This window comes from Maribacter vaceletii, assembly GCF_003634105.1.
In the GTDB taxonomy this organism is placed as follows: domain Bacteria; phylum Bacteroidota; class Bacteroidia; order Flavobacteriales; family Flavobacteriaceae; genus Maribacter_B; species Maribacter_B vaceletii.
On record NZ_RBIQ01000007.1, the window covers coordinates 760,763 to 776,861 of the forward strand.

The following is a 16,099-nucleotide window of genomic DNA, read 5'->3' on the forward strand; positions in this document are numbered from 1 at the left end:
ACATATAAAAATATTTATACATAAAAATTAATTATATGTTAAAATTTTGGTGTTAAAAATGTAAATTTAACGTTTATTGCAATTGCAGGTATAATAAGGCTTACTTTACAAAGAATTTCTCTTTATTAAATTAGAAGGCATAATTATTTTTGTGGTTTTTTGCAATTTAATATGATTGGCTGCTTCTCTGGCCATTTCTTTAAAATCTGTAGATATTGTAGTAATGCCGCCAAAAACTATTTCTTTTACAACATGATCGTTATGCGAAAGTACACCAACATCTTTCCCAACCATGTATTCATTATTTTTAGCATCCCTTAAAACTTCCCATAAAAAAGTATCACTTATAAAAAAGTAAAGGTTTCCTTTTTTTATAGAACTTGCCTTATATTTTGCTTCTACTTTACCAGAAATAGTATAGTCTTTACAAAACCTATTAAATGCATTTAAAATACCTATTGGGTAATCTGCATCATCTCTATAAAATAAAATAAATTTTTTATAGGCCGATATTTGTGGGAGCAAATCTACCAACTTATTATAAGTAGACTCTTCAAACTCTTGAGAAATATAAGAGTATCCATTTCCTAAGTTTATATACCTATCTATTATTAATAATTTTTTTGGGTCTATAGTTTTAATAAGAGGAATTAAAGTGGTATTAGGTATTGGTGCAATAACATACATACCATATTTTCCACGAATTGTATTTAGTACGCCCTCAAAAACAGATCTGTTATTGTGGTGAAAAAACACATCTATCTGGTATCTTTTTCCTAACTCTTTTCTAAAAGCATTATAAAACTCTTCCTGAAAGCGCTGTAAAGAAAACAATAGTAATGCAATTTTTAAAGTAACTTTTGTTTCTTGACTTATAATAAAATACCCTTTAAGCTTTTTAGACTCTACTAACCCTCTTTCTTTTAGTTCTTCATATGCTTTTACAATAGTTTTACGCGCATACCCTAATTCTTTTACCATTACATTAATAGATGGCAATTTATCGCCAATACCTATTATTCCAGAATCTATAGATTCTATAATACCATTTACTAATTGTTCATGTTTAGACAAACTATTAATTCCTTGTAAGCTTTTAATTTTTGCAATTAGGGACATAATGAAAAGAATATAACTGTGTAATGATATGAAAATTAAACGATTTTAAAAATCTTTTTAGAAAAAAGGGATTATCCAAATTTAAAATTACAATCTGTATTTACACTAATTTTTATTTGATAAAAAATTTAGAAAAAGACCATTAGAACATCCTATTTAACCAAATACCACCATTACATAAAAACCTATTAAAACGCTATAAACAAGCTAATTAAAACAAATTACCTCATTATTTCTGAATTTAATAAAAAAACAAAACGGAACATTTGTTCTGTGATTCGGTACATCTGAAACCTTAAAATAATCTTAATGCTTTGATATTTGTTTAACAAAACTTTAGTGTTTGTTTAACTAACTTAAATTCAATAAAAATTATGAAATTTCAATTAGTATTTAGTTGGAAATCCAAGGTTTGCCTTATGACTCTAATAGGGTTTTTAAGCTTTGGTATTTCACACGCTCAAACAAAGACCATTTCGGGGACAATCTCTGCTGATGGCACACCATTACCGGGTGTAAGTGTTGTGGTAAAAGGCACACAAAATGGTGCTGTAGCAGATTTCGATGGAAATTATTCCATTGAAGCAAATTCTTCTGATGTACTAGTCTTTAGTTACATTGGATACGCAACAAAACAATTAAAAGTAGGTAACAATGCAATATTAAATGTTACTCTAGCAGAAGATGTTTCTGCTTTAGACGAAGTTGTTGTTATTGGTTATGGTACTTCTAAAAGAAAGGATTTAACAGGTTCTATTGTTTCTGTTAAAGCAGAAGAACTTAACAAGATTAAACCTGTATCTTTTGAAGCTGGTTTAGCAGCAAGAGCATCAGGTGTACAAATTGTTACTTCTGAAGGTGGCCCTGGAGCTGGTTTTAAAGTACGTGTTCGTGGTGGTACTTCTTTAACTGCTGGTACAGACCCATTATATGTAATAGATGGTTTTGCATTACAAGGTTCTCCACAGGGTACTGGGGTAGGTCTTGGAAATAGTACTACTAGTCCTTTAGCATCTTTAGACCCAAGTACTATAAAATCTATAGAGGTTTTAAAAGATGCTTCTGCTACTGCAATTTATGGTTCTCGTGGAGCTAATGGTGTAATTATAATTACAACAAAAGGTGGTAAAAAAGGAAGATCAACATTGACCTTTGATACGTATACATCTATGTCTACTCTAGCAAGAAAAATAGATTTACTGAATGGACAAGAATTTGTTGACTGGAGAAATGAATATAATCCTTGGGACCCAACAAGTAATGAACCAGTAAATTCAGCTTATAGAGATCAATTTGGTAATGATTTAAGTCTAAATGATCCTCGTGTAATTTTAACAGATTGGCAAGATGAAGCTACAAGAACCGCAGTAACCAAGAACTATAGTTTATCTTTAACCGGAGGTAGTGAAAATAATTCTTATTCCGCTTCATTTTCCTATTTAGATCAAGAAGGTATTGTTCTTAATACCAATTTTGAAAGATATAATGCAAGTTTAAGACTGGATCAAAATATTTCTGACAAAATAAAAGCAGGAGTAAATGTTAATTTAGGTATTGTTAATAATAATGGAATAGTATCTGCTGCTACCTCTAATGCAAATGGTAGAAATGGTATTATAACAAATACATTACTCTTTAGCCCTGTACAAGGAATTACTCAATATGAAGATGCAGAGTATGATGAGAATGGTTTAATTCTTAGTTTACGTGATGGGGATATAGTTAACCCTATCAGAAGGCTTCAAGATGATAAAAATGAAAGCGTTAGGTTTAATACTTTTGGTAATGTTTATGTACAATACCAAATTGCAGATGGTTTAACATTTAAGTCTTCCATTAGAGGGAATTTTAATACTACTAAAGGAAAAGCCTATTTTACAGAGAAATTTGGATGGGGAAAAATTGTTGGTGGTAGAGCCTTTATTAACACTTCCCAAGGTTCTGGTATAACTACAGAACAAAACTTAAATTTTAATAAAACATATGGAAAGCATAGATTAGGTGCAACTGCAGTATATGAGCAACAACAAACCTCATTTGAAACTGTTAGATCTGGAGCTACTGGTTTTGACATTCCAAATGTAAATTTGGATAATTTAGGGTCTGCTAAAGAAACTATAATAAACACTACAACATTTTCTCCAAGTACTTTAAAATCTTATCTAGGACGTATACAATATGATTTTGATAATCGTTTTGTTTTAAATTTAAGTGCACGTTATGATGGTTCTTCAAAATTTGAAGAAGGTAGTAAATGGGGATTCTTCCCTTCTGCAGGTTTAGCATGGAAAGTTTCTAATGAACAGTTTTTAAAAAATAATAAAATAATAAGTAATTTAAAGTTAAAAACTAGTTATGGAGAAACAGGAAATACTGCAATACCATCATTTAGATCCTTACCACGAACTACAGGCACTAATACCATTTTTAATGGAAATGAATTAGGTATAGGTCTTTCTGTAGATAATATTATTGCTCCTGGATTAACATGGGAAACTACAACACAAATAGATGCAGGAATTTCTTTAGGGTTATTTAATAATAGAATATCAATTGAAGCAGATTACTATAATAAAGAAACTACAGATTTATTGTTAGAACAACCTATCCCAGCAACTTCTGGCTTTGATGTAGTTTTTACAAACGTAGGAAGTCTTGTTAATAAAGGATATGAATTTGCAATTAATACTACTAATATAGATTCTGAAAAATTTACTTGGTCAAGCAGTTTTAATATTAGTTTTAATGAAAATGAAATTACAGATTTAGGTGGTGCTGATGAGTTTTTTAGAACAGCAATTGGAGACAACCAAATAGGAAGTGATTATGTGGTTCGAGTAGGAGAACCATTAGGAACTGTATTTGGAATCCAAGAAGATGGTTTATACCAATATTCTGATTTTGTTGATTTTGATGGGCTATCTGCTCAAGAATCTTATGAAAAAATTACGTCAGATGCAGCAGATCAAGATACACCATACTATGAATTAGAGTACCAATTAAAAGATGGTGTTGTTGTTTCTTCTGGTAAACCAGACAGCTCAACGTATAGACCAGGATTGCCTAAGTTTAAAGATCAAATTACTGTAGACACAGATGGTGATGGTATTCCAGATAGTGGAGATGGCATTGTTAATTCTGATGATAGAACAATTATTGGGCGTACTGTTCCTAAACATTTTGGAGGATTTACAAATAACTTTACATACAAAAATTTTGACTTATCTGTTTTAACTTCTTGGTCTTACGGCAATGATGTTTATAATAAAAACAGAGTTAGAGGTAATGGTCAAAACATCCCATTTTTTAATAAATATGGAAGTATTAGAGATAGATGGACTCCTGATAACCCTAATACAGATGTAGCAAGCATTTTGGGTTATGCTAATGCTGGTATTAGCGGTAATTCATATTCTTCTTATATCGAAGATGGGTCATTTTTTAGACTAAGTAATATAACTTTAGGATATAAATTACCTCAAGAACTTATTAAAAACATTGGAATAAAATCATTTAGACTATATGCCGCTGCAGATAATATTTTTGTTTGGACAAAATATACTGGTTATGATCCAGATGTTAATGTTGGAACAAATCAATTAACACCAGGTTTGGATACCGATTCATACCCGAGAGCTAGAACATTTAGAATAGGACTTAATGTTGGTTTTTAAAAAATAAAAAGATGAAAAAAAAGATGAAAAAATACATAAAGCTATTTTCAGTATTGACAATGGCAACAGCAGTAACATCATGTAGTGATGATTTCTTGAAAGAAAATCCTACAACTTTTGCATCACCATCAACACTTTTGGTTAGTGAGCAAGGAGCAGAAATATATTTAACAGGATCATACGGATCATTACAACGTACAATTGCACCTGGGGGGTCACCAGATATGTCTATATATTGGGGAACACTTGGGACTGATGAAGTTGTTGTGCCAAATTGGGGTGGAGAGCGTAAATTGGTTTATTTACAACAAGTAACACCATCAACAACATCAATTAATACATTATGGGTGAATCTATACGAAGCCTTGAATAGAACTAATAGTGTTGTAGATAGAATTGGGGCTATGACAGAGGATCAAATTGATACAGATGTTAAGAATAAATTTATAGCAGAAGCTAAATTTTTAAGAACTACCATAAATTTTGCATTAGTATCTGCATGGGAAAATGTTCCTCTTATTAAAAACGAAGTTATATCTGTAGATGATTTAAATGTTTCACAAGCCACTACAGAAGAGGTCTACGAATATATGATCGCAGATTTAAAAGCAGCAATACCTTTATTACCAGAAGAGCAAGGTGGTGGGCGTGCTACGGCAGGTGCAGCTAAAGCATTATTAGGCAGAATATATCTTCAAATGACTGGTTTTCCTTTAAACCAGACCGATAAGTTTGCTCTAGCAGAAAACATTCTAAAAGAAGTTATGGATAGTGGAACTTACGATTTATTACCTACATATGGCGATGTTTTTAAACTAGATTTTGAACAAAGTAAAGAGATAATTTTTTCTGTTGGTTTTGATGGTCCTACTTTAAATGAAGGCGGATTATTAAGTACATTTTACGGCCCTAATGGTAGTGTTAATCAAGGCGGAGGATGGGGAACTTGCTTTATTAATCATGGGTTAGCAGATGCCTATGAAGATGATGATGCTCGTTTTTTGAATAATGTTGCAAGACATAATGCAAATAACTTTACTCCAGAAGAAGGAGCGACAGACCCTGCATCATGGACCGTTGGAAAAAATACATGGAGAGGTTGGAAATGGCATGCAGCTAAACCTAACTCCTATCCAAACGATACTCCTTTTGATTATATTTATTTAAGATATGCAGATGTTTTATTAATGTATGCAGAGGCATTAAATGGTCAAAATAAATTAACTCAAAATGACCTTGATAATACCGTAAATAGATTAAGAAGTAGAGCAAGATTAGAAGCTACTGCAGTAGCTCCTATGGTTCTTGGGTCTCAAGAAGATAATAGTATTGCTTTATTAGACGAAAGAAGAAAGGAACTATGTTTAGAAGGATGGAGACGTAATGATTTACTCCGTTTTGGTAAATATGAAGAAGCTATCTCTGGAATTACTCAGGGAGGACCAAATGCAGGTGATCCAATTACAGAATTTCAAGATTATGAAATTAGATGGCCAATTCCTGAATTACAACTTCAGACAAATGAGAACCTTGTCCAAAATCCTGGATACTAATAATTAAAAACCTATTAAAATGAAAAATAAAATTTATTATATAGTTGGGATAATATGCTTATGCCTAACAAGTTTTTTTACAGCTTGTGAAGATGACTTAGGTGTAAGGGATGGTATTAGAGAAGTAGAATTTAAGGCAACAGCTGACACAAGAACAATTACTGCAGGAGAATCCATAGTTTACATAGATTCGTCTCTTAATGTAGCAAGTAGATTATGGACCTTTTCAAATGGAGATATTGAAACATCCGATTTAGAAACAGTTGAAGTTAATTATCCTGTTGGACAATCCTTAAATGCTGAAAATGCTCTTCCAAGTTATCTTACAAAACTAGAAGTAACTTATGATGATGGATCCGTAAAGAAAGGTGAGTTTTTAGTTGGAGTTTATGAAAAGGTAATTGTTGATTTTACTGCTGAAGAAACAGAAGTTTTTATGGGAGGAAGAACTACTTTTGAAAGTCAGGTAGAAAATTTGAAATCTCTTTTCGAAGATGCTAGAGATATGGATACTTTAGAGTGGACATTTGAAGGTGGTGTACCTGCAACATCTTCAGATCCAAATCCTGTTGTTACTTATAATACTTTAGGTACTTATAGAGTAACATTATCGGCACACAGACAATCTCCATTAAGTGAAGCAACTAAAACAGTTGAAGGGTACATTACAGTTGTAGAGCCTACTCCTTTAGTGCCAGATTTTGCTGCAGAATTAGAAGATGAAACAATAAGCATTTCTTTTAATGGTGATTTTGAACCTATTACAGATCAAGAATCTTTTATTGAAGTTAAAGTTAATGGTGTTGATTTTGCTGTGGAAAGCTTATCTGTTGATGAAACGGACACGGGCATGCTTAACATTAAGCTACAAGAACCAATTTATCAAGACGATGATATTACTGTATCTTTATTACCAGGAAGTAGTATTGTAGCGATAGATTCAAGAGCTCCAGAGACCTTTACAGACTTACCTGTAGAATCGTTCGTAGAACAATTTTTGCTTTCTGAAGGACAATTTGAAGAAGCATTAGATACTGATTGGATTAAATTACTTCAAAATGCTACTATTGATGGGATTACAGAAGTTCTTATAGTTGATCCTCCAACAGGTGGTGTACCAACGGGTGTAACTCCTTCTGGCAAAGTAATTAATTTAGCTTTAAATAGAAATGGAGGTGCCACACTAGGTAATGTTATTAATCAAACGGCTACTGCTGAAGTTAATTTAGTAGCAGGTAGAAATTATGTTATAAAATTTAAACGTTATATGACAGCAGGTACTCCTAATATTTTATTCCGTTTTAATAACCAAGGAGGGGCAAATCAACTTGCCTTTAATCCTGAGGCAGGAGACCCAAATAATGTGGACAGATGGATTGAATCAGAACTTAAATTTACAGCACTAGCAACACACGCTGGGAATTTTAACATAGCATCAGCTTGGGCTGCCTATGCAGATTTCTATATTGACGATATAGTAATAGAATCTGATGAAGCAAGACCATAGCAAAAATTTTATATTCAAATAGATATAAACTGTCTGAAAAGTAATTTTCAGACAGTTTTTTTATTTATCTTACATCTAAAGTATATACCATTCTAAATAATGAAATACAAGTATTTAATATTAATATTTTCTTTACTTTTCTTATGCTGTAATGAAGCTACAATAAAGCAAGATTCAGAAAAAAAAAATCAAGATTCTGTTTTATTTGATTTAGTTAATAATGATATAAGTGGTATAACATTTAATAACCATATAGAAGAAAATTTTAAAAACTTTTTTGCCATATTTAATTATGTATATAATGGTGCAGGCGTTGCTATTGGTGATATTAATAATGATGGCCTTTCTGATATTTATTTTGTAGGTAATGAAGTTCCCAACAAACTGTATTTAAACAAAGGAGATTTTAAATTCGAGGATATATCTACACAAGCAAAAGTAAGTGCCCATAAAGGCTGGCATAATGGCGTTGTAATGGCCGATGTTAATGGAGATAACTTACAAGACATATATGTTTGCCGCGGTGGTTATAATGATACTGATAACAATCGAGAAAACTTACTTTTTATTAATCAAGGAGATTTAACTTTTAAAGAAGAGGCTGCATCATATGGACTTAATGATAAAGGATATTCCATAATGGCTTCTTTTTTTGATTATGATAAAGACAATGATTTAGATGTATATATTACCAACCGGCCAAATAAATTTTTCATGGGGTACCAACAGGTACTGCAAGGAAAACAAAAGGAAGAAGATTTATTCCGTGATAAATTATATGAAAATGTAAACGGAAAATTTATAGAAGTAAGTCTTAATGCTGGTATTAAAAATAATTTTGGTTATGGCTTAGGTATAGCAACTACCGATATTAATAGCGATGGAAATACAGATATTTTTGTTTCTAACGATTATTTAGAAAGAGATTATTTGTATCTAAATCAAGGAAATAAAAAGTTTAAAGAGGAGTTAACCTCTCGTTTTAATCATATTCCGTTTTATGCCATGGGTGTAGATGTTGTTGATTTTAATAATGACGGTTTTGAAGATATAATACAATTAGAAATGTCCCCTGAAGATTATGAAAGATCTAAAACTACTATGGCTTCCATGAATACAAAGCTATTTAATGACATGACAACAAATGGCTTTCACTACCAATTCATGCATAACCATTTACACCTCAATAGAGGGAACGGTATTTTTAGTGATATTTCCCAGTTATCAGGAATAGCTAAAACAGATTGGAGCTGGTCTTGCTTAGGTAGTGATTTTGATAATGATGGCTATAGAGATTTATATATAACCAACGGATTTAAAAGAGATGTATGGGACAAAGATGCCAATGCTGCATTTAATGCGTTTATGAGAAGCCCAGTCTCCAGACAAAATACCAACGAACAAAATGCCCAGCATATAATTAGCTTATTTAAAGAAAATAAAATCCCTAATTATATATATAAGAATAATGGAGATTTAACTTTTTCCAAAAAAACAAACGAATGGGGCGTACATCAAAATAGTTTTTCTAATGGTGCTGCTGTAGCAGATTTAGATAATGATGGCGACTTAGATATTGTAGTAAATAACATTAATCAGCCCGCATTTATATATAAAAACAATGCTGAAAAAAATGACAATAATTTTCTGAAAATTAAACTAAATGGACCAACACAAAACACTACTGGCTTAGGTGCTAAAGTTACCATAAACTACAACTCCAAAAAACAATTTCATGAGTTTAAAACCGTAAGAGGCTATTTGTCCTCTGTTGAACCATTAATTCACTTTGGACTTGGAAAAAATAAAGTAATAGATAGTATTAAAATAGTATGGAATGATGGAAAAACAGATAAAATTAAGAATGTAAAATCTAATCAGCTACTCCATATTAATTATAAGGAAGCTACAAATTCTATAGTAACACAAAAAACTGCCACTACCCTATTTACAGAAAAAACAAAAAAACTAATTACTCCTACTTTTGTACACAAAGAAAATGAGTATAATGATTTTAAAGACCAAATATTACTTCCTCATAAACTATCTAATAACGGCCCTTGTATAACTGTAGCCGATATTAATAATGACGGTCTGGAAGATTTTTACGTTGGTGGAGCCTCTGGGCAAACTGGAGCATTATATACACAAAATAAAAAAGGAACATTCAAAAAACTAAACCAAGACCCCTTTACTCTAGATAAAGAAAAAGAAGATGTAGGAGCTGTTTTCTTTGATGCAGATGGGGATAATGATAAAGACTTATATGTTGTTAGTGGTGGTTATGAATTTACCCCTAATTCTCCCCTTTTAAAAGATAGACTGTACTTAAATGATGGGAAAGGTAATTATACAAAAACCAATACGCTTCCAAATATTTACGAAAGTGGCTCTATTGCCGTACCTCTAGACTATGATGCAGATGGTGATTTAGATTTATTTATTGGTGGTAGGTTAGTTCCTAAAAATTACCCTTCTGCTCCTAAAAGCTATATTCTAAAAAATGAAAACGGAAAATTTATAGATGTAACTACTACTATTGCTCCAGAGCTTAGTACTATTGGCATGGTAACCTCAGCCGTTTGGAGTGATATTGATGGCGACAACAGTAATGAGCTTATCGTAGTTGGAGAATGGATGCCTATTTCTATATTCAAAATAAGTAATGGCGCTTTTATTAATAGCACTAAATCTTACCATTTAGAAAGTACAAATGGTTGGTGGAATAAAATTGTTGCCAACGATTATGATAACGATGGCGATATGGATTTTATAGTGGGTAACTTAGGTTTAAATTATAAGTTTAAAGCTAGTCAAGAAAATCCTTTTTTAGTTTACGCTAATGATTTTGATCACAACGGAACCAAAGACATTTTTCTTGCTAAAAAATACAAAGACAGAGAGGTTCCTATTAGAGGGCTGCAATGCACATCGGAACAAATGCCAACAATTGGAAAAAAATTTAAAAGTTATTCCGAATTCGCAAAAGCCGATATAAAAGAAATAGTAGGTGATAATTTAAAATCAGGAAATGCATACCAAGTAAAAGAATTTGCTAGCGTTATTTTAGAAAACAATAATGGAAAACTAACCCTTAAAAAACTCCCTACAGAGGCTCAATTTTCTGTAATAAATGGCATTATTGTAGATGACTTTAATAAAGATAGCATTCCAGACATACTAGTTGCTGGCAATAAATTTGAAGCAGAAATAGAAACCACACGGGCAGATGCCTCCATAGGCTTATTATTACTTGGTAGCAAAAATGGTGTTTTTAACCCTGTTAATTATCTAGATAGTGGTTATTGCTTGCCGGTTAATGTAAAGGATATTCAGAAAATAGATATTGGCAATAACAAAAAAGGAGTACTCACTGCCATAAACAATAGTACTTTAAAACTGCATGTAGTTAATTAATCTGCTAACAAAAAAATATTTGGGTCTTGTTTTATTACCTTAAAGCAAGTTAAGTTATTCTTCTATTGATGTATTAGTAGGTTTTTTTCTAACATATTGGCTCGGGGTAACTCCAAATTGTTTTCTAAAACATTTAGAAAAATATGAGGATGTATTAAAACCAGTTTTGTACATAATATCTTTAACAGGCAAATCACTATTTTCTAATAACTGCACAGCTCTTTTAAGACGTACATTACGAATAAACTCTCCTGAAGACAAGCCTGTAAGTTCTTTAAACTTCATATAAAGATTGGTGCGGCTATGCCCCATTTCTTTTACTAACATTTCTACATTAAACTCTGTATTCATCATATGTTTTTCTATAATGTCCATAGCTTGTTGTAAAAATTTTTCATCTAAAGAGGTGACTGCAACTTCTTTTGGTTGTAAAATAATTTCTTTATTAAAGCGCTCTCTAAGCTTCTCTCTACGTTTTATTATATTATTAATTTTAAGTAATAAGAGTTCAACATCAAAAGGCTTCTTTAAATAATCATCCGCTCCTATTTGTAATCCTTTCAGCTCATTTTCTTGCGATGATTTTGCGGTTAATATTATAATAGGAATATGGCTTGTTTCGCGTCCATTTTTCATCCGCTTACAAAACTCCAAACCATCCATTATAGGCATAAGAACATCACTTATAACAATATTAGGCATTACTTCATGAGACACTTCTAACCCTCTCTCCCCGTTTTCGGCCTCATAAATAGTATAACTATCCTCTAAAACGTCTCTAATAAAATCTCTTATCTGCGCATTGTCATCTACGACTAATAATGTTGGTTTTTCTGTGCTTTTTTGAGATAAAATATCATCATCAATTTCATCGTTTAAATCTTTTGCAAAAGATTCGGCTTCCGATGATCTAATTAAAAAATCATTATCGGTTTCTTCTTTACACGTAATTTCTTCACTATTAAGATATGCTTCTTTATTTTTAGGAAGCATAAAAGCAAATTCAGAACCTTTATCCGGTTCTGTAATAACTTCAATAGATCCCTTGTGTAGTTCTATTAAATTTTTGGTGAACGCTAGACCTATACCTATGCCTTCTGAATTCATTTTTCCTTTCCCTTTTTCGGAGTGGAATTTTTCAAATATACTTTGTAATTTTTCCTTTGCTATTCCTATGCCGTTATCTTTAATTTTAACTACTATATACTCTATGTTATTTTTTTTGTCTTGAGAAACTTCAATCTCTATAGTACCATTTTTATTCGTAAATTTAAAAGCATTGGAAAGAAGATTATTCATTATTTTCTCTAAAGCATCATGATCTAACCAAGATTTAATCGGGTCTTTAAGAACCTTTATTTTAAAATTAATTAATCTTCTAGATGCCTGGAATTGAAAAGGCTCTGCTATTTCTTTTATAAAAGCTACTGTGTTCGTAGGACGAACAACCAACCTCATTTTTCCTTGATTAATTTTCCTAAAATCTAAGAGTTGGTTTACAAGTCTGTGTAAATAATCGCTATTCTTTTTTATAACCTTAAACTGCTTCTGCACTTTATCAGATTCTAGCTCTTCATAGTTTTTTTGCAAATATTCTAAAGGGCCTTTTATTAAAGATAAAGGCGTTCTAAATTCATGAGAGACATTTGTAAAAAAATCGAGTTTAATTCTGTTTAATTCCTCAGACTTTTCTCTTTCCAGAAATTCGTATTCTAATTGTAATTTTTTTGTTGTCCTAATAAAAGTATATCTCCAAAATAGCCACAAAAGCCCCATTATTAAAAGACCATAAACTACATAAGCTATTGTATTTCTCCACCAAGGTGGTATTACTTTAATTTTTATTTCCGAAGGCGTTACATCAGAATAACCATCGTTGTTAAATGCTTTTACTTTTAAAGTATAATCTCCCGGTTCTAAATTAGTATAAGTCGCAAAACGTTTATCTGACGTAGTTTTAATCCAATCCGAATCAAAATTTTCTAGCATATAAGCAAAACTATTTTTCTCTGGAGCAGCAAAATGCAAGGCAGAAAACTCAAATGAAAAACTATTCTCACTATATTTTAACTCAATTTCTTTTAACTGGTCTATATTTTTATCTAAAATTACTCGCCCATTAATCTTTTCCCCTATTTCAACTTGTTCATTAGAAATGAAAAAATCCGTAATTACAGTCTCCGCAGCTATCCTGTTTTCTTTTATATTTTCAGGGTAAAAAGCATTAAATCCATTTACACCACCAAAAAGCATTTCGCCATCCTTTCGGCGTAAAGCCGCTAATTCTTGAAACTCATTATTTTGTAATCCATCATTTACATCATAATTCTTAAATGTTTTATCTAAGGGGTTAAACCTAGACAATCCTTTATTTGTAGATAACCATAAATTACCTTCATCATCTTCTAATATTCCTTTTATAACATTATTTGGCAATCCGTCTGCTTGCGTGTAGGATACGAATTTCTCCTTTTCTCCATCCTTTCCTGGAACTAACTTATTAAGTCCTCCTCCAAAAGTACCTACCCAAAAATCCCCTGCTTTACTTTCATGTAATGCTAAAATATAATTATGACTAATGGAATTTATCTCACTAGATTCATTCTTATATACTATAAATTTTGGCTCTTTTTTATATTTTTCCTCAGGAGTTAACTTATTTAATCCGCTAGCGGTGCCAAGCCAAATATTACCTTTACTATCTTCATAAATACTACGAATTATATCATCAGAAATAGTATTAGTCTTATATTTTATATTTTTAAAATTTTCATTTATATATGCATTTGTTTCTTCATTTATTGTCCATCTAAAAACTCCTTCTCCATAAGTGCCTATCCAAATATTTTGTTTTTTATCTGTTAGAAGAGAAAAAACACTTCTATCTATATTTATAACTTCATTTATGTCTTTTTGCTTAACATTTTTTGGATTCGTAATATCAAATTGAAGAAGACCAGGGTATCCTTCTACTCCTACAAAAAGAGTTTTTTTACCATCTTTTATAGTCTCATTTATTGCAAAAGGTTTTTTTATATTCGGAAAAATTTGAAATTTATCATACTGCCCATTATCATCTTTTTTTAGAAGCATATTTAAACCTCCACCCTCTGTTCCTATCCATAAAGAACCATTACTATCTTCATAAATAGACCTAATTTTATCATAACTTAAGCTATTAGGATTTAAATTTTTCTTAAAATGTTGAAATTGTTTCCGCTCCGCATCATACTTATTAACACCACCACCGTTAGTCCCTACCCAGATAATGCCGGTTTTATCCATAAATAAAGACTTTACAACATTCTTACTTAAGCTATAGGTATTTCTAGAATCATAGGTATAATGTCCATTTAATTTTGGCAATGCATCTTTATCATGATTTTCAAAAGATAGTAACCCATCATTAGTACCTACCCATATACCATTTGTGTTATCTATCAATACATCATTACAAAATACTCTATATACTAATTCAACTTTAGATTTAGTAGCATCTTTACTAATATATATCCCATCACCACTGCCTATAATAAGTCTTCCAAATTTATCTTCTCCTAGACCGCCAATAACTGTTCTAGGCAAACCAAAACTCCATTCTAATTGATTCATATAATAATCTCCATCTTTATTGCGAGACATTACGAATAAACCGTTTAAGGTTCCTATCCAAATTTTTCCATTCCTATCTTCATAAATAGAACTAATAGTAGTAGACTTGGGAAATCTCTTATTTACACTCTGTTCAGGATAAAAATGATTAAATTTCAGAATACTGTTAGATTTCTCTAAGTCCACCATATTTAATCCTTCCGAAGTACCTACCCATAATCTATTTTTACTATCTAATAACATGGTAGTTACATAATCATTAATCAGGCTAAAACTATCATCATCATTATGCTTGTATTGGGTAAATGTTTCTGTTTCTTGATCAAAATAGTTAAGACCGCTACCGGTAGTTCCAACCCATAGATTTCCTTTCTTTTCTCCAACAATGTTATAAACAAGATTACTACTTATACTAAGAGAATCCTTGGCATTTGGCAAGTATAGTGTAAACCCGTAACCATCATATTTATTAAGACCATCATGGGTGGCAAACCATAAAAATCCTTTACTGTCTTGGTATATGGCATTTACATCGTTTTGAGAAAGCCCATTTTGAGTTGTAATGTGCTCAAATTTAATTGCTTCTTGAGCTAAACATGTATTACTATATAAAAAAATTAAAACCAGTATGCAGACTAGTCTAATTGACTTATTATCATAAAAAACATTCTTCATAAATAAAAAAGATATTTAACTAAATATACCAAAATATATACTGAAGAAGTATGACATATATTCATAATCAAGATAAATAGAATCATATTTAAAAGAAAAAGTAGCATTATCGAAAAACTTCTTCCTACACTTTATTAAAATTAACTTTAATCCAACCATCCTTTATAGTTAAAATATCAAATTCGAATTCACTCTAACCATATTGATTTAATGTTTTATAAATAGAAAAAAAACTAAAAAACTTCAATTATATGAGCTTAAACATGCAAAGTCGTTGTCTAGAATAAAGATTTGACATGCTTAAGCACAAAAAAAATATTGATTTAAATTGAATAAACTATCCTATTAAACACAAATATTCTTGTAAAATAAAATTCTGATCAAAAACTGAACACATATTATTTAAAAATAGACTTAGTCATTTCTTCTCATAATCCTTTTCTACATAAAGTACTTTAAAATAATATAAAACCCATAATTAAGACAGTTTCTTATTACTATAAAAACTCTACAATTGAATAAAAAAGGCAGGTAAAAAAGTT

General features: G+C 31.0%; 6 protein-coding genes. 4 read left to right on the forward strand and 2 right to left on the reverse strand.

Going from position 1 to position 16,099, the window contains the following annotated elements; genetic code table 11:
• Window positions 1–105 precede the first annotated feature (105 nt).
• Complete coding sequence (locus CLV91_RS03110; protein ID WP_211333186.1) at window positions 106–1,119, reverse strand: GntR family transcriptional regulator; 1,014 nt, start codon at window positions 1,117–1,119, stop codon at window positions 106–108.
• A gap of 374 nt (window positions 1,120–1,493) precedes the next feature.
• Here CLV91_RS03110 and CLV91_RS03115 point away from each other — a divergent pair, with 374 nt between their 5' ends.
• From CLV91_RS03115 to CLV91_RS03130, 4 genes are all read left to right on the forward strand, one after another.
• Window positions 1,494–4,793: a SusC/RagA family TonB-linked outer membrane protein gene (locus CLV91_RS03115; protein WP_245987131.1), complete on the forward strand. Its 3,300-nt coding sequence runs from the start codon at window positions 1,494–1,496 to the stop codon at window positions 4,791–4,793.
• Between the two features lie 23 nt (window positions 4,794–4,816).
• The gene (locus CLV91_RS03120; RefSeq protein WP_121063872.1) at window positions 4,817–6,346 is read left to right on the forward strand and encodes a RagB/SusD family nutrient uptake outer membrane protein; all 1,530 of its coding nucleotides are present in this window, start codon (window positions 4,817–4,819) and stop codon (window positions 6,344–6,346) included.
• A gap of 19 nt (window positions 6,347–6,365) precedes the next feature.
• Window positions 6,366–7,853: a PKD domain-containing protein gene (locus CLV91_RS03125; RefSeq protein ID WP_121063874.1), complete on the forward strand. Its 1,488-nt coding sequence runs from the start codon at window positions 6,366–6,368 to the stop codon at window positions 7,851–7,853.
• A gap of 99 nt (window positions 7,854–7,952) precedes the next feature.
• Entirely contained in the window at window positions 7,953–11,270 is a 3,318-nt protein-coding gene (locus CLV91_RS03130) for a VCBS repeat-containing protein (RefSeq protein WP_121063876.1), read from the forward strand.
• A 54-nt stretch (window positions 11,271–11,324) separates the two neighbouring features.
• Here the strand turns inward: CLV91_RS03130 and CLV91_RS03135 are convergent, their stop codons facing one another.
• Window positions 11,325–15,557, reverse strand: coding sequence for a hybrid sensor histidine kinase/response regulator transcription factor (locus CLV91_RS03135; protein ID WP_121063878.1), 4,233 nt, complete (start codon window positions 15,555–15,557; stop codon window positions 11,325–11,327).
• Between the last annotated feature and the right edge of the window lie 542 nt (window positions 15,558–16,099).

Coding starts and splice junctions, on each gene's coding strand:
- CLV91_RS03110 (WP_211333186.1), bottom strand. CDS start 1,119: ATGTCCCTAATTGCAAAAATTAAAAGCTTACAAGGAATTAATAGTTTG.
- CLV91_RS03115 (WP_245987131.1), top strand. CDS start 1,494: ATGAAATTTCAATTAGTATTTAGTTGGAAATCCAAGGTTTGCCTTATG.
- CLV91_RS03120 (WP_121063872.1), top strand. CDS start 4,817: ATGAAAAAATACATAAAGCTATTTTCAGTATTGACAATGGCAACAGCA.
- CLV91_RS03125 (WP_121063874.1), top strand. CDS start 6,366: ATGAAAAATAAAATTTATTATATAGTTGGGATAATATGCTTATGCCTA.
- CLV91_RS03130 (WP_121063876.1), top strand. CDS start 7,953: ATGAAATACAAGTATTTAATATTAATATTTTCTTTACTTTTCTTATGC.
- CLV91_RS03135 (WP_121063878.1), bottom strand. CDS start 15,557: ATGAAGAATGTTTTTTATGATAATAAGTCAATTAGACTAGTCTGCATA.